Source organism: Nonomuraea polychroma (assembly GCF_004011505.1).
GTDB classification, from domain to species: domain Bacteria; phylum Actinomycetota; class Actinomycetes; order Streptosporangiales; family Streptosporangiaceae; genus Nonomuraea; species Nonomuraea polychroma.
This window is the reverse complement of the sequence record NZ_SAUN01000001.1, coordinates 9,414,426-9,429,460: the sequence shown is the minus strand read 5'-3', so window position 1 is coordinate 9,429,460 and position 15,035 is coordinate 9,414,426. Positions and strand designations below refer to the sequence as shown.

12 protein-coding genes are annotated in these 15,035 nt (G+C 68.9%); 1 reads left to right on the top strand and 11 read right to left on the bottom strand.

Annotation, left to right across the window (positions count from 1 at the left end; translation table 11 throughout):
- Positions 1-110: 110 nt before the first annotated feature.
- The 3 genes from EDD27_RS43405 to EDD27_RS43395 all read right to left on the bottom strand — a co-directional run bounded on the left by EDD27_RS43405 (position 111) and on the right by EDD27_RS43395 (position 5,009).
- Complete coding sequence (locus EDD27_RS43405) at positions 111-1,160, bottom strand: threonine aldolase family protein (protein WP_241564562.1); 1,050 nt, start codon at positions 1,158-1,160, stop codon at positions 111-113.
- Between the two features lie 889 nt (positions 1,161-2,049).
- Complete coding sequence (locus tag EDD27_RS43400) at positions 2,050-3,006, bottom strand: D-alanine--D-alanine ligase family protein (RefSeq protein ID WP_127937864.1); 957 nt, start codon at positions 3,004-3,006, stop codon at positions 2,050-2,052.
- 656 nt (positions 3,007-3,662) lie between these two features.
- On the bottom strand, positions 3,663-5,009 hold the full coding sequence (locus tag EDD27_RS43395; protein ID WP_127937862.1) for an aminotransferase-like domain-containing protein: 1,347 nt from the start codon (positions 5,007-5,009) through the stop codon (positions 3,663-3,665).
- A 155-nt stretch (positions 5,010-5,164) separates the two neighbouring features.
- Here EDD27_RS43395 and EDD27_RS43390 point away from each other — a divergent pair, with 155 nt between their 5' ends.
- On the top strand, positions 5,165-5,782 hold the full coding sequence (locus tag EDD27_RS43390) for a GNAT family N-acetyltransferase (RefSeq protein WP_127937861.1): 618 nt from the start codon (positions 5,165-5,167) through the stop codon (positions 5,780-5,782).
- A gap of 207 nt (positions 5,783-5,989) precedes the next feature.
- Here EDD27_RS43390 and trxA read toward each other — a convergent pair whose 3' ends face one another.
- The 8 genes from trxA to EDD27_RS43350 form a co-directional block, all read right to left on the bottom strand.
- Entirely contained in the window at positions 5,990-6,304 is a 315-nt protein-coding gene (trxA, locus tag EDD27_RS43385) for a thioredoxin (RefSeq protein WP_127937860.1), read from the bottom strand.
- A 10-nt stretch (positions 6,305-6,314) separates the two neighbouring features.
- On the bottom strand, positions 6,315-7,247 hold the full coding sequence (trxB, locus tag EDD27_RS43380) for a thioredoxin-disulfide reductase (RefSeq protein WP_127937859.1): 933 nt from the start codon (positions 7,245-7,247) through the stop codon (positions 6,315-6,317).
- 211 nt (positions 7,248-7,458) lie between these two features.
- The gene (locus EDD27_RS43375; protein ID WP_127937857.1) at positions 7,459-8,376 is read right to left on the bottom strand and encodes an anti-sigma factor family protein; all 918 of its coding nucleotides are present in this window, start codon (positions 8,374-8,376) and stop codon (positions 7,459-7,461) included.
- Positions 8,366-9,001, bottom strand: coding sequence for an RNA polymerase sigma factor SigM (gene sigM, locus EDD27_RS43370; protein ID WP_127937855.1), 636 nt, complete (start codon positions 8,999-9,001; stop codon positions 8,366-8,368). Before sigM ends, EDD27_RS43375 begins: the two co-directional genes overlap by 11 nt.
- A 15-nt stretch (positions 9,002-9,016) precedes the next feature.
- Entirely contained in the window at positions 9,017-10,525 is a 1,509-nt protein-coding gene (locus EDD27_RS43365; RefSeq protein WP_127937853.1) for a protein kinase family protein, read from the bottom strand.
- 152 nt (positions 10,526-10,677) lie between these two features.
- Entirely contained in the window at positions 10,678-12,285 is a 1,608-nt protein-coding gene (gene murJ / locus EDD27_RS43360) for a murein biosynthesis integral membrane protein MurJ (protein ID WP_241564561.1), read from the bottom strand.
- Entirely contained in the window at positions 12,282-14,414 is a 2,133-nt protein-coding gene (locus EDD27_RS43355) for a DUF6049 family protein (protein ID WP_127937851.1), read from the bottom strand. Before EDD27_RS43355 ends, murJ begins: the two co-directional genes overlap by 4 nt.
- 50 nt (positions 14,415-14,464) lie before the next feature.
- Positions 14,465-14,911, bottom strand: a complete 447-nt coding sequence (locus tag EDD27_RS43350) for an aminoacyl-tRNA deacylase (RefSeq protein WP_277750854.1) — start codon at positions 14,909-14,911, stop codon at positions 14,465-14,467.
- Positions 14,912-15,035: the final 124 nt, after the last annotated feature.

Genomic DNA, 15,035 nt, shown 5'->3' with positions numbered 1-15,035 from the left:
TCACGTGAAACAGAGGAGCAGGGGAGCGGGGGTTGGAGGCGAGGCTTGGGCCGGCGTGGAGTCGAGGCGACGTGTTTCACGTGAAACCACATCGAGGCATCGCCTGGAACTTACGCGGATGCGGCAGCCTTGCGGATGTCGTCGAGGAAGTCATCTACGTGTTCAGGGGTCGTGTCGAAGGCGGTCATCCAGCGGACGACGGTCGCCGCCTCGTCCCAGGGATGGAAGAGATAGCGGCGGCGGAGAGCCTCCGTGATGGCGGGTGGAAGGGCGGCGAAGACGGCATTTGACTGGACGGGCTGAGCCAGGGACACGCCGGGCACGTCCGCGATGCCGTCAGCCAAGCGCATGGCCATTCGGTTGGCGTGTGCGGCGTTCCGGCGCCATAGGTCGTTCGTCAGGAGAGCGGAAAGCTGTGCTGAGACGAAGCGCATCTTCGAGGCGAGCTGAAGGGATTGCCGCCGTAGGAAGGGCACGGCGTCGGTCAAAGACGGATCGAGCACCACGACGGCCTCGGCGGCGAGCGCGCCGTTCTTGGTGCCGCCGAAGCTGAACACATCCACTCCGACGTCCGTTGTGATGGTTCTCAGTTCGCAGTCGAAGTAGGCCGCGGCATTGGCGAGTCTGGCGCCGTCCACATGGAGGCGTAGGCCCGCCGCATGCGCCGCCTCGGCGAGGTCGGCGATCTCTTCAGGGGAGTAGCACGTGCCGAGCTCCGTCGCTTGGGAAATGGAGACCACCGTCGGCTGTGATACGTGCGGGTTCCCGATGCCGCCCAGACGGGACCTGATGTCGGCGGGGCTCAGCTTGCCCTGTTCGGTGGGGACCGTCATCAGCTTCACGCCGAGAAGGCGCTCCGCCGCTCCCGCTTCATGGGTGGCGATGTGGGCGCTGTCGGGACAGATGATGGCGTCGAAGCGGCCGAGCATGAGCGCTAGCCCGACCATGTTGGCGCCTGCTCCGTTGAACACCGCGAAGCCTTCCGCGCCTGGGCCGAACACCTCTTTGATCTTGTCTTCGAAGTCCGACGTCCATCGGTCGCCCCCGTAGGCGGGCGCATCGCCGTGGTTCGCCGCCGCTATGGCTTCCATGATGTCGGGGTGCACGCCGGCGTGGTTGTCGCTGGCGAAACTCTTCGGGTACATCGAATCGATCAGCACACCGCAAGGCTACGACCGTCGATGTTGCCGGTCGTCCGGCCCCTCGCCTCCTGAGCCACGCAGCGCCTGCACGTGGGGCCCTCGAGAGTTCGACGTAGCGCACGGGTGGCCAGGTAGCCCTCCGCGCGAGGCCCGCGTCCGTGCCGGGTGTGCGACTGCCCCGGTGTGCGACTGCCCCGGTGTGCGACTGCCCCAGGTGTGCGACTGCCCCGCGCGTGCACGTCTGCCGGGCGCGTGCACGTCTGCCGGGCGCGTGCACGTCTGCCGGGCGTGGCGAGTGTGCACGTGTGCCGGTCCGCGTGCCTGTCGTGCGTGCCAGGCGTGTGACTGCGCCGGGGTTCGCGTCCTGCCGGGCGTGTGACGGCTAGGAGCGCATGTGAGCCTGTCGTGCGTGCCGGGCATGTGACTGCGCCGGCGTGCGTGTGTGCCGGGTCCGCGTGCAGGTCGTGCCTGCCGGGCGTGCGACTGCGCGAATGTCCGCGTCCGTGCGGGCGTGCCAACGCCAGGCGTGCACGTCAGCCGGACGTGCGTGTCGGGTCCGCGTGCATGTCTGCGTGCGACTGCGGCGGAAGCTGCGCGCCGGGCGTGTGAGTGCGCCGGGTGTGCGCCGGGCGTGCGTGTCGAGTCTGCGTGCGGTCGTGCCTGAGCCTGCGTGCGTGCCGGGCGTGCGCGGGCGTGCATGCCGCGCGTGTGACTGCGCCGGCGTGGGGGCGCAGCCTCACCGGAGGCGCCCTGCCGACGCCCTCAGCAATGCCCGACCGAGGCCTGACATTTTGAGCCACCGAGGGGGTGTCCAGACACCTGGCGACGTCAGTGGCGATGGGAAGCCCCGGCGCGAGGACGTAGAGGGCCGGGAACGTGTGCGGCCATCCTCGGGTGGGCTGTGAAGTCAGGTGCGGGAGCGAGAGGCGGCGTTCTGGAGGAGAGTGCGGCAGAGCTCGCCCAGATCCTGGCCGGCCGCTTCTGCGGCCATGGGCAGGAGCGACGTCTCCGTCATGCCGGGTGCCACGTTGACCTCAAGGAAGTGGGGAACGCCGGCGGCGTCGACGATCAGGTCCGTGCGGGAGATGTCGCGGAGGCCGAGAGCGGTGTGCGCGGTCACGGCGGTTTCGGCGCACGCCTCAGCCGCTGAGGCGGACAGACGGGCCGGGGCGAAGAACTCGGTGTGACCGGCCGTGTAGCGCGCCGCGTAGTCGTACACGCCCTCGTCGGGGACGATCTCCACGGCGGGCAGCGCCACCGGGCCGTTGCCGAGGTCCACGACCGAGACCGCCACCTCCACGCCCTCGACGTAGCGCTCTATGAGAGCAGTGTCGCCGTAGGCGAAGCAGCCGACCATGGCGGCGGGAAGCTCCTCTGCCGTACGCACGATAGACGCGCCCAGCGCGGAGCCGCCCCGGGCAGGCTTGACGAACAAGGGCAGGCCGAGTCGCTCGACGATGCGGCCCAACACCGCCGTGGCGCCGAGGTCGTGGAAGGTCTCCTTGGGAAGGGTGACGGACTCCGGTGTACGCAGGCCGACGGAGCGGACGACGGCCTTGGCGGTGGGCTTGTCGAAGGCGACGCGGCAGGCGTCCGGATCCGCGCCGACGTACGGCACGTTGAGGAGCTCCAGGACGGAGCGGATCGCGCCGTCCTCGCCCGCGCCGCCGTGCAGGGTCACGAACACCGCGTCCGGAGGGTCGGCGAGGATCGACGGTACGAGCGATGCGTCGGTGTCTCGGGCTTCCACGTCGATGCCTGCGGCGCGCAGCACCTCGCTGACTCGGCGACCCGAGCGCAGGGACACCTCTCGCTCATAGGAGAGGCCTCCGGCCAGCACCAGCACGTGGCCCAGATCGCTCATCACATCTCCTCTACTGATCGAACGCTGTCCAACCGTACCCGCGTCCGGGGCGAATGGTGTACGTGAGGTGCTTCTCCCGCGATTCTGCGCATGCTCCTGGGATTCCGCGCATGTAACTGCCCACGCCGTCGCTGCTCGCCATCCGTATGACACGGCGATTCGCGGGTCACCCAACCGACCGACCGGCCGACCTTGCTACGGAAGCCGCGTGTGGGTGAATGGCGGCGGGGCGTGGCACTGGCACCGACGGGTGGCCACGGCTTCGTGCCAGCCACGGCAACGTGTCTGCCAGCGCGCCATGCCAGCGCCAGCCACGGCAACGTGCGGTCACGGCAACGTGCGGCCACACGGCAGCAACGTGCGGCCACGGCAACGTGCGGCCACCGCCAGTGCAGGGCAGCCCTCACTCGCATCAGCGCCGCTATAGAGCCGCACCGCCGCACCAGGCGCGACGGCCGTCAGACACGGCAGTACCCAGCAGGCGCGTGGGCCAGGGACGCGGGACGAGCTCGAGTGCCCGAGAAACCGACCGCCAGTCGCCCCGCCGCCCGCGCCGGAGGCGTCCCGTCCGGGGGCGTCCCGTCCGGGGGGCAACCCGCCGTCTGCAGGGCGCAGGCGGCGGGGAGCTAGCGGCAGGGCGCAGGCGGTGGAATCCGTTAGGCCAGGTCCGGGCCGGGGGTGTCCACGCCGGGATGCTCGCGCACCGAGCCGGTCCCGAACGTGTCCCGCAGTTGCATCTCCTGCTCGATCACCCCAGCGAGCCTCCGCACCCCTTCCCGGATACGGTCCGGCTCAGGGAAGCAGTACGACAGCCGCATGTGCCGAGCCCCGCTGCCGTCCGAGAAGAACCCGGTCCCGGGGACGAACGCCACTCGCTCGGCCACCGCCCGCGGCAGGATGGCCTTCGAGTCGAGACCTTCCGGCAGGGTGGCCCAGACGAAGAAGCCGCCGGCGGGGCGGGTCCACGTGACCTCGGGCGGCATCAGGGCTTCCAGAGCGTCCAGGAGCGCGTCGCGGCGCTCGCGGTAGAGCTCCTTGAAGGACTTGATCTGCTCCCGCCACGGCTGCGTGGCCAGGTATTGGCCCACGGCCAGCTGCGTGAACGAGGAGTGCGACAGCACAGCCGACTCCATGGCCAGCACGAGCTTGTCGCGGATGGCGTGCGGGGCCAGCGCCCAGCCGACGCGGAAGCCGGGGGCGAGGGTCTTGGAGAACGACCCGAGATAGACCACGCCGTCGGGATTGTCGGCCCGCAGGGCACGCATGGGCTCCCCGTCGAAGCCAAGCAGTCCGTACGGGTTGTCCTCGATGATCAGCACCCCGGCCCGTTGGCAGATGTCCAGCACCTGCTGCCGCCGGGCGTGGTTCAGCGTGACGCCGGCGGGGTTTTGGAAGGTCGGGATCGTGTAGAGGAACTTGATGGGCGCTCCGGCCGTCTCCAGCGCGTAAATGGTCTGGGCCAGCGATTCGGGCACGATGCCCTGATCGTCCATGGCGACGTGGACCACTTTGGCCTGATAGGCGGCAAAGGTGCCCAGGGCACCGACGTACGAGGGACCCTCGGCGAGCACCACGTCGCCCGGGTCGATGAAGATGCGGGTGAGCAGATCAAGCGCTTGCTGCGATCCCACGGTGACGACCACGTCGTTCGCGCCGGCCTGGATCCCCTCCAGCCGCATGACCTCGCAGATCTGCTCGCGCAGGTGCGGGTCGCCCTGGCCGGAGCCATATTGCAGCGCGACCGGGCCGCGCCTGGTGACGAGGTCGGAGACCAGCTCGCCGACCATGTCGAGGGGGAGGGCCGTGACGTACGGCATGCCGCCCGCGAGCGAGACCACCTCGGGCCTCGACGCGACGGCGAAAAGAGCTCGGATCTCGGAGGCGACCATCCCGGCAGCTCGCGCTGCGTACCGATCGACGTAGGCGTCGATGCGCGACCCTTGGGTCGCGGGTGTCTGACCGTGATCCCGCTCTTCAGTCACGGCCCACCTCCTAGGTGTCATATGGGGCGGAAATACCAGATTACGCCAGACGGACATGTCGCACGTGACCGGGCTCGACCGTCGTGGTGTCCGCTGGCGGCATCTTCACTCGGCTACGATGCCAGTTGTGGACGCGGTTTTCGCGCGCTTTTCCGGGTCAACGATAGGGGCCGTAGTTGTCGCGCCGACTGGTCAACATAACCCTGGACAATCTTGAAGATTTGCCGCGCCGCTGCCGGCGGTGCGTGTTCTGGGAGCTCGACCCCGTCAGCGGGGAGCGTGCGGTGAACTCGGGCGACCCGGGACTGGAGAAAGAAGCCTGGATCTCCGCCACGCTGCTGGAGTGGGGGAGCTGCGGGAAAATCGCCTATGTCGACGGGGTGCCCGCGGGGTTCGTCCTGTACAGCCCGCCGCTCTACAGCCCGCGTTCGGTGGCCTTCCCCACCTCGCCTGTCAGCGCCGACGCCGTGTTGCTGATGACGGCCCACATCATTCCCGAGTTCTCGGGCGGTGGGCTGGGGCGGATGCTGATCCAGGGCGTGGCCAAAGACCTGACGCGGCGCGGGGTGAAAGCCATTGAAGCTTTCGGCGACCTCAAGTGGGAAGAGCCTAGTTGTGTAGTTCCTGCGGATTACTTGCTTTCTGTGGGGTTTAAGACGGTCCGTCCGCATTTGCGATTCCCCCGGCTCCGGCTGGAGCTCAAGACCGCCGTCTCGTGGCGTGAGGACGTCGAGGTGGCCTTGGAGCGGCTCCTGGGCTCCATGAGCCCGGAACGCGCGCTGCGCCCTGTCTGAGCGGCACTCAGCCCCGTACACTGCCGCCCGAGCCGTCCCACGCCGTGCGCGACAGCCCCGGCCCCACGCCGTACGCGACAGCGCCCGGCCCCAAGCTGTAGGCGACAGCCCCCGCGCCACCCGTATGCGAGAGCCCCCCGCGGGATGACCGCGAGGGGCTCTGCCGGGCGAAGCGCGCCGCACGAGGCAATGCCGCAGCGAGGCGAGCTAGATGATGCCGTCGAGTTCGCGAAGCAGCATGGCCTTCGGCTTGGCGCCGATGATCTGCTTCACGACCTCCCCACCCTTGTAGACGTTCATCGTGGGAATCTGGAGTACGCCGTACTGGCGCGGAACCTCGGGGTTCTCGTCGATGTTGAGCTTGACGATCTCCAGCTTGTCGCCGTGCTCGTTGGCGATCTCCTGCAGGATGGGCGCGACCTGACGGCACGGGCCGCACCACTCGGCCCAGAAGTCGACCAGCACGGGCTTGTCGCTCTTGAGGACCTCAGCTTCGAAAGTGGCGTCGGTGACAGCCTTCACGGTGCGCTCCTTACTCTTCGTTCTCAGCGAGCCAGCGCTCGGAGTCGAGCGAGGCCGCACAGCCGGTGCCGGCCGCGGTGATGGCCTGGCGGTAGGTGTGGTCGACGACGTCACCCGCGGCGAAGACGCCCGGGATGTTGGTCGCGGTGGTGGGTGAGGCGACCTTGATGTATCCGTTCTCGTCGAGGTCGATCTGACCCTTGACGAGGTCGGTACGCGGGTCGTGCCCGATGGCGATGAACAACGCGTCGGTGGCCAGCTCGCATTCCTCGCCGGACTTGAGGTTGCGCAGCTTCACGGCCTCGACCTTGCCGTCGCCGAGCACGTCCACGACCTCGGAGTCCCAGACGAAGCGGATCTTCTCGTTCGCGAACGCACGGTCCTGCATGATCTTGCTGGCCCGCAGCGTGTCACGGCGGTGGACCACGGTGACCATGCGCCCGAACCGGGTCAGGAACGTGGCCTCCTCCATCGCCGTGTCGCCGCCGCCGACGACCACGATGTCCTTGTTGCGGAAGAAGAAGCCGTCACAGGTCGCACACCAGGACACGCCGTGGCCGGACAGGCGCTTCTCGTTGTCCAGGCCGAGCTCGCGGTAGCCGGAGCCCATGGCGAGGATGACGGACTTGGCGTAGTAGGTCTCGGAGTGGGTCTTGACGACCTTCGGGTTCGCCTCGAGGTCGACCTCGACGACGTCGTCGGCGACCAGCTCGGCGCCGAAGCGCTCCGCCTGCTTACGCAGGTTGTCCATCAGGTCGGGGCCCATGATGCCGTCGGGGAACCCAGGGAAGTTCTCCACGTCGGTGGTGTTCATGAGTGCGCCGCCCGCGGTGACGGAGCCCTCGAAGACCAACGGCTTGAGCTCGGCGCGCGCGGAGTAGACGGCCGCGGTGTAGCCAGCTGGACCGGACCCAATGATGATCACGTTACGAACGTCGCTCAACGCTCCACGCCTTCCTCGTCTGCTGTTGCACCGGCGTCAACAGATCCTAGGCCGCCGTGATTCCCAGCCCTACCCACGACGCCCGGGCGAAACGGATGACCTTCACCGACGCCGGCTCGCGTACGGCACACGACCTGGGGTTACGGCACAAGGCGGCACTCTACCCGCAAACGAAAGAGCCCGCCGAAGCGGGCTCTGACGCGAGCGTTGACTACCAGCGGCCCAGGGTGGGCTTACGCAGGTTCTTGCAGTAGAAGGGATCGACGATGTCGATGCGGATCTTCTTGGCCGCCTTGTTCTTCCACGAGGCGAAGACGAGGGCCTCTTGGCCGTTGTACTGCCCCTGGTCGACCGCGAAGACGTCGAGGCCGCTGCGATCGCTGACCTTGTCGGCGCACTTGGCGACCTTGTCGGCACTGGCGTCCTCGCCGCCCAGCGCCGGCATCGGGCCGAAGAGGGTCTCCAGCGGCTGCCGCAACACGCTGTTGCTGTAGTTGTAGCCGCTGTCCGTCATCGTGTAGCCCCTGGCCTTCTGAGGGCTCTTGGTCGCGCCCGTCGCGGACGGCAGTGCGACGGGCGGGCGCGCGCTGGTGCCACCGCCGCCTCCGCCGGAGGCCAGCAGGCCGGTCGAGACCGCGGCCGTGCCGACCACGGCGGCTGCCGCCGCGGCCGCGACCGCCGGCATCGCCCACCGGCGCCGCCTGGCGGATCTCACCTTGGCCGGGACAACGGTGCCGTCGTCGGAGACCACTCCCAAACGCACGGGCTCGGGCTCCGGCTCGGAGGCCATTCCCAAGCGCACGGGCTCAGGGACCTGCCTCGGCCGCTCCCACGGGGCGTCCCGCATGAGCTCGTCCCAGTCAGGTGCTTCCACGAGGCCGACGCCTCCGCGCCGAGACTCCGCCTCGGCCGCCAGGGCCTTGTCGATGCGCAGTGCGACGCCCATCGGCATGGCCGGGGTGGGGGTCGCCGCGAGCACCTCGCGAACCGCCGCCAGGTCTGCCAGTAGCTCCCCGCAGGGGTCGCAGACCGCGAGATGCTCGCGGATCCGGCTCGCCGAGGCGGCGTCCAGGAGACCCTCGGCCAAATCGGCCAGGGCGTCCAGATCGTAGTGCGTATCACCCGTCACGAAGTTCTGCTCCCTTCGCGGATGAGACGCGATTGAGGTCCGATCGGTTCCGCAGATGCGAAAGAATTGGGGCAAGTTTCGCGCGCCCTCGAGCACACCGGCTCTTCACGGTGCCACTGGGCACCTGGAGCACCTGAGCTGCGTCTTCGACCGAGTAGCCCATCATGTCCACGAGCACCAACGCCGCACGCTGGTCGGCGGGCAGGAGTTTCAGCGCGGCCGAAACCTCCATCGAGACCTCGCGCTCGACGGTCTGGTCGGGCAGCGGCGTCTCGCGCTCGGCGGCCTCGATGAGCTCGTCGTCGGCGACCGGCCGGACGGACTTGCGGCGCATCCTGTCGAGGCAGGCGTTGACCACGATGCGATGCAGCCAGGTGGTGACGGCCGCCTCGCCGCGAAACGTGGCGGCCTTGCGGTAGGCGGAGACGAAGGCATCCTGTACGGCGTCGGCGGCCTCGTCAGGGTCACCGAGCGTCCGCAGGGCGACCGCCCACATGCGGTCGCGGTGCCTCTTGACGATTTCGCTGAAGGCGTGAGGATCCCCGTTGATGTGCGCGGTCAGCAGCTCGGCGTCAGTGACCGCCGGCCGCTCCGCTGCTGAGGGTGTCTCGGGTGGGGAGTTCACAAGAGAGATTCCTGATTATGCCGATCCGGGAGAGTGCACCACTACTTCATAGATGGTGCCATGAAACTTGCCTGCATCCGCCGGAACACGCGTAAACCAGATCAAAACGTACTGCCCGCTTGCCGCCTGATCAGGGGTAAGTGTGGTCTTGCCTGCCGCGTCCTTCTCGGTCGCCACGGTCTTCAACGAGTCGAGGTCGGGCGAGTCGCCCACCTTGAGCTCGACGGTCGCGCCCGGCGTATCGGCCAGCGTAGCGACCACGTCGCTGATCTGAACGGACTTGCCCATGTCGAGCAGCAGTCCTACGCCCTTCTTGAGGTTGCCCAGCTCGGCGCTGGTGTAGCCCTCGGTCTCCCAGAAGGTGCTGGGCTTGCCGTCAATGGCCAGCCCGGCCTTCTCCGACTTCTCGTCCTTGTCGCCGAGCGGGTCGAAGCCCTGGGCCTTCTGCGGCTTGACGGCCTGGACGGGCGTCGAGGCCGTGGCCGTGACGGTCGGGGTGGCGCTCCTGGCCTCGGGGTCGGTCGGGCTGCCCAGGCTGCGGCCGATCGTCCACGCGCCGACGCCGACCGCGGCGATGACGAGCAGCACCACCAGCGTCATCAACACCCTGTTGACAGTGCTGCCGCCACCTGAAGGCCCCCGCGGGGCAGGGCGCATCGGGGGAATGGTGAGCTGCTGGCGGTGGGCGATGTCCAGGCCCTCGGTGTGCGAGGCGGACGCCACCGCGGGCGTCGAGGGATAGGCGATCGGGATCGGCATGGGCCTGGCCACGTCGGCCAGCGCCTCGGCGACCTCGGCGGGGCTGGCCAGCGCGCCCTGGCCCTTGCGGGACTCGGGCAGGCACGCCCGCACCGTGACCGCGTCGAGATAGCCGGGCACGCCGGCGGTGACCTGGCGGGGCGTGCAGAAGTGGCCGTCGCTCATGGGAGCGGCAGGCAGCCCGCCCTCTTCCTCGTCGCCCGGCCAGTGACCGGTGAGCCCGGCGTAGAGCAGCCGGCCCAGCCCTTCGGCGTCGTCGAGCGCCGGCTGGTCGGTCGTCAGACCCCACATCGCCGCGTCGATCGCGACGCCCAGCACCTTGACCGTGTTTCCGCTCGTCCACACCAGGTGCGAGGGACGCAGGCACAGGTGGTAGAGCTGGGCCTCGTGGGCGTGCGCGAGGGCCTCCGCGGCCTCGGCGACCAGCCCGGCGGCACGCTCGGGCTCCAGTGGGCCCGAGGCCAGCAGATCGGTGAGCGTCTCGCCGGTGACCCACTCGCTGACGACATATGCGCTCTTGTCGTCTTCGGCCGCGTCGAACACCTGGGTCAGGCGGGGGTCGGTGAGCCGGCTCGCGGAGCGGGCGGCTGTGACGACCTCGTGCACGCGGGGGAAGTCCGGCGCGAAGGTGTGCACGGCCACCGGACGAGCCAAGATCTCGTCAATGGCCTTCCACAACGTGGTTCCGTCCGACTCGCTGACGCGGTCCTCGAGCCGGAAGCGCTCGGCGAGACGGGTGCCGGGTTCGACGGCCGACGTGCTCACAGGCTCACTCCACTTGGCCGATCGGGCGTGCTCATGACTCGACTCACCTGCGTGGTCGTGTCCCACGAAGGCACGCTATGCCGGGTGGATCCGCCCACGCCCCTCCTGCTTCCATTCGCGCATGTCGGCCTCCATCGTAGTGCCGAGTTTCTTTACCGACCTACCCGTCTCGCGACCATCCCAACGATCGAGTTGACCTCCGGTATGCGCATTCTGTGCGCGACGCCAAGGTATAGCAGCAAACCGAGTCCTCCGCCGACGGACAGGACGATCAGCGAATTGACGAATCCGAGCCCGCCGAACACCTGCGTGACCACCCAGACGGCGGCCAGCGCCAGCACCGCCGTGGGCAGCGAGGCGAGGTACATCCTGGTCAGCGCCATGCCGACGCTCCACCCGCCCAGCCCCTGCACCCTGCGGGCGGCCAGCCACCAGGCCAGGACCGCGCCCAGCCCATACGCGATCGCGTACGCCAGAGCCAGCCCCATCACCGCGTACGCGGCCGGCAGCAGTACGTAGAACACCACCATCAGCGCCGCGTTGACCGCCGTCGTGCCCGCCCCCACGAAGACCGGCGTACGGGTGTCGCCGAAGCTGTAGAAGACCCGCAACAGCAGCTGGAACACCGAGAACGGCACCAGCGCGAGGCCGTAGACCTGCAGCACGTTGCCGATGTACACGGCGTCGGCCACGCTGTTGGCCCCGTGACCGTAGATCGGCACGGTGATCGCCGGGCCGAGCACCATGAGCAGCAGCGACACCGGCACCATCAACGCGCAGACGAGCTTCACGCTGGAGCCGAACTCGCTGCGCACGTCGTGGAGGCGCCCCTCACCGACCGCCCGGCTCATCCGCGGCAACATGGCCGTGATCACCGAGACGCCGATGATGCCGTACGGCAGCTGGAAGAGCTGGAACGCCAGCGTGTAGGGACTGATGCCGTGGCCCAGCACCTCGTTGCCCGCCGCGCTTGACAGGTTGGTCGTCAGCACGAAGCCCAGCTGGGTCACGATCACATAACCGATCGTCCAGACACCCGCCTTGGCCATCTCGCCCAGCCGGGCGTTCCACAGGTCGAAACGCGGCACGAACGAGAAGCCGGCCCGCCGCAACGCGACGATCAGCACGGCCGCCTGCGCCACGATGCCGGCCGTGGTGCCCAGGCCGAGCAGCGCCAGCTCCCCGTTGCTGACCCGCTCGATGTCGTCCTTGGCCGGGCTCATCACGGCGTAGGCCACGAACACGCAGATGACGACCAGGTTGTTGAGCACGGGCGCCCACATGGGAGCGCCGTAGCGGTCGCGGGTGTTGAGTATGGCGCCCGCCACCGCGCCCACGCCGAAGAAGGCCAGCTGCGGCAGGATGAACCGGGCGAGCGTGACCCCGACCTCGAACCTCCTGCTGCCCGGCGCCCAGTCGGTGTAGAGGTCGATGAGCAGCGGCGCGGCGAACACCGCGAGCACCGCGACGCCCACGAGCGTGACCGTGGCCACGGTCAGCAGCCGCTGCTCGTAGGCCTGGCCGCCGTCCGGGTCGTTCTGCTGCGCCCGCACGATCATCGGCACGATGACGCTGCTCAGCACACCCAGGAGCAGCAGGTCGAGGATGCTGTACGGGATCGCGTACGCCGCGTTGTAGGAGTCGCCCAGCGCCGCCGTGCCGATGGCGTACGCGAGCACCATGGTCCGCACGAACCCGGTGACCCTGGACACCATCGTGCCCGCCGCCATGATGGCGCCCGCACGCAGCATGCGGCTCATACGGTCTCACTCTCCCGGTTCCTGGCGGCTCGCGCGCTCTTCCGCTCCGACCTGCGCCGCACCACGCGCGTCACCACGGCGGCGAGCATCACGGTGAGCGCCGCCCCCACGATCACGGAGGCGACGCCGGTGTAGCCGGTGGTGCGGATGGTCAAGCGTTGCGGTTTGCCGTATGCCTTGCCGTCGGCGGTCCTGAGCTGGACGGTCACGGTCGTGTCGCCGCTGGTGCCGCTCATGGCGGTCATGGGCACCTGAACCGTGCCGCTCTGTCCGACGCCGATGGACAAGGGCTCTTCCTGCTCGAAGTCGACCCGCAGCAGGTTGGGGTTGTTGGACTTGACGTCGATGTACAGGGCGATGGGGGCGCCCAACGAGTTGCGCACGCTGATGGGGACGACGCCGTTGCTGCCGGCCAGCGTCTTCGGCCGGTCGGGCCGCGCCTCGACGATCTCGACCTTGGCCATCCGCTCGGTGACGGCCGTGCTCACCCGGTTGGTCACCGAGCGGCCCATGCGCGTGCTGTTGCGCCAGGCCGACGAGGTCAGCCTGAGCACCGCCGCCTCGAAGCTCGACTGCGTCCTGGTTGTTGTGATCAGTGCCGTGAGCTGCGCATTCAACGCGACGTCCTTGACCGGCTCCAGGTATTTGGCGCTCAGCTCTTCCTTGCGGTCCTCGTCGGTGTAGGTCAGCCCGGCGCGCGGGACCGACGCCTTGCTCGGCTTGATGGACTCCAGCGTGGTCAGCTCCAACCACGGCAGCCGGTTCGCGGTCTTCATCAGGCTGGTGACGAGCGTCGGGTTGGGGTCCCAGCGCCGCGACGGGGCGACGACCAGCGACCTCGGGCGGGTCTGCCCGGGCTCCGCGGCGATCATCGCGGTCTCGGCGATGAAGCGCTGCGTGCTGAGCAGCACGGAGGTGGACCCCGCCGGCTCGAACAGGCGGCTCAGCTCGGGGTCGGCGACCAGCGCGGTGACCGGGCCGTTCACCGAGTCGAGCGTTGTGGCGGCGTCCGGCGTGAACGTGACCGGCGGCTCGGGCGGCAGGTTGGTCGAGTTGAGCAGCACCCTGTCGACCTTGTCGTCGCTCACCGAGAGCAGGTCGAGCGCGTCGGGATCGAGCAGTCCCGAGGCCGGCCAGTTGACGGTGGTCTTCACGTCGCGGCCCAGCAACGCCTTGGCCTTCTGCCCGCCCAGCTGGATCGCCCTGTTGGTCAGGTCGTCCAGCCCTTGGTGCGCGAGCGCGGCCACGTCGGGATCGGCGTACGGGACCGCGACCACGGGGGAGGAGGCCAGCGAGGTCCGCATGGTCGTCAGCCACTGCCCGGCCTCGGCGTTGGCGGGCTTGCGCTCCGCGCCGTCCTTCTTCCTGACCCGGTAGTTCCTGGTCATCGCATCGAGGTCGTCGAGCAGCGACGGCTCGATGAACCACGTGACGCTGGTGGGCGCGGAGCGGGCGATGGCCGCCACGTCGGCCAGCCGGCCCTTGCCGGTGATCGACTGGCTCAGCTTGTCGTCCACGAACAGGGCCTCGCCGTTCGCCCCCGGCGCCGGGTCGACATCGGTGGCCCGGTGCGGCTGGTCGATGACGGGCAGCGCGATGGCCAGCTTGTTGCGCGGCGGCTTGGGCACCGTGGCCGGCGCGTAGGTGAGGTAGGTCCGCTGGGCCGCCAGCGAGACGAGGTGCTGGGACACGTCCACCGCGATCGGGTAGACGCCGAACTCGCGCAGGCCCATCTGCACGGGCGTGGCCGTGAACTCCCAGCGCGCGGTCTGGCCTGGCGCGAGCGGCTCGATGTCCATGGCCGAGTTGCTGGAGGGCGTCCTCGGCAGTGTCGCGACGTTCTGATCGGTCTGGTACGCGGCCATCAAGGCGCGGTCGGTGAACCTCTGGGGCGTGTAGCGCAGCCGCACACGCAATCCCGACTGCGGCACGCCCGTGTCGTTGCGCACCGTGCCGGTGAACTTGATCACATCGGTCAGGTTCTTCGGGATGTCGGGAGTGATCGACGTGATCGTCACGGCGAACGATTGCCTGCTCACGATCGCGGCAGCCGTGCTCGGCGCCGCGGCCGCCATGGGGGCGAGCAACACGGCGGACAGCACGGCGAGCAGCGTGGCCTTACGGATCACGCGGATGCCCGAGCGGGAGTACGACGACGCACGCCCGCAATGGTACGGGTTCAGTGCCGCCGCGCGACCGCCTCACGTGATCCTCTGGGGCGTGTGCTGCACAGGTCGACCATCTTTCCTGGCAGAAGTGTCAGCAGGTCGAGCGCGCGGATGGCAAGTGCCGTGTGGCGTTCGCCGGTGGCGGTGAAGACCGGCTCGGTGTCGGCGCGCAGCCGGTCGTCGATGAGCATCGGCAGCGACTCCGGCAGCAGCAACGGGCAGATCAGGCCGTATGCGTAGTCGGTGGCCGCGTTGACGACGTGGGCCGGGGCCGGTCGTGCCTGGCGCATGCCGAGCAGGCCGCCTACGGCTCCTGGACGTGGGGGAGTCGCCACCGAAGAGGCGACCGCGACGACGGCCTCGTTGCCGACCCTCGTGGCGACCTCGAAAACCGTGACCATCAGGCACCTCTCGGGCGCCGCTGAGAGCGTCTCGGGCAATTCGTCCGCGCATGTCATAGGGCGCGGAAGGCGTACGATCTCATGATGGACCTGGTGTGCGAGGAGCCAGCGGTGGATCGCGAGGGCGTCCTTCATATAGACCTCCTAGCCTCAGCCTCGTTGCCATGGCCCCCGACGGTCC

What these genes read in the sequence shown, in the direction of transcription:
- EDD27_RS43395 (WP_127937862.1), bottom strand. Translation starts at nt 5,009, where the DNA reads ATGACACCTAGGAGGTGGGCCGTGACTGAAGAGCGGGATCACGGTCAG.
- EDD27_RS43350 (WP_277750854.1), bottom strand. Translation starts at nt 14,911, where the DNA reads ATGACATGCGCGGACGAATTGCCCGAGACGCTCTCAGCGGCGCCCGAG.
- murJ (WP_241564561.1), bottom strand. Translation starts at nt 12,285, where the DNA reads ATGAGCCGCATGCTGCGTGCGGGCGCCATCATGGCGGCGGGCACGATG.
- EDD27_RS43400 (WP_127937864.1), bottom strand. Translation starts at nt 3,006, where the DNA reads ATGAGCGATCTGGGCCACGTGCTGGTGCTGGCCGGAGGCCTCTCCTAT.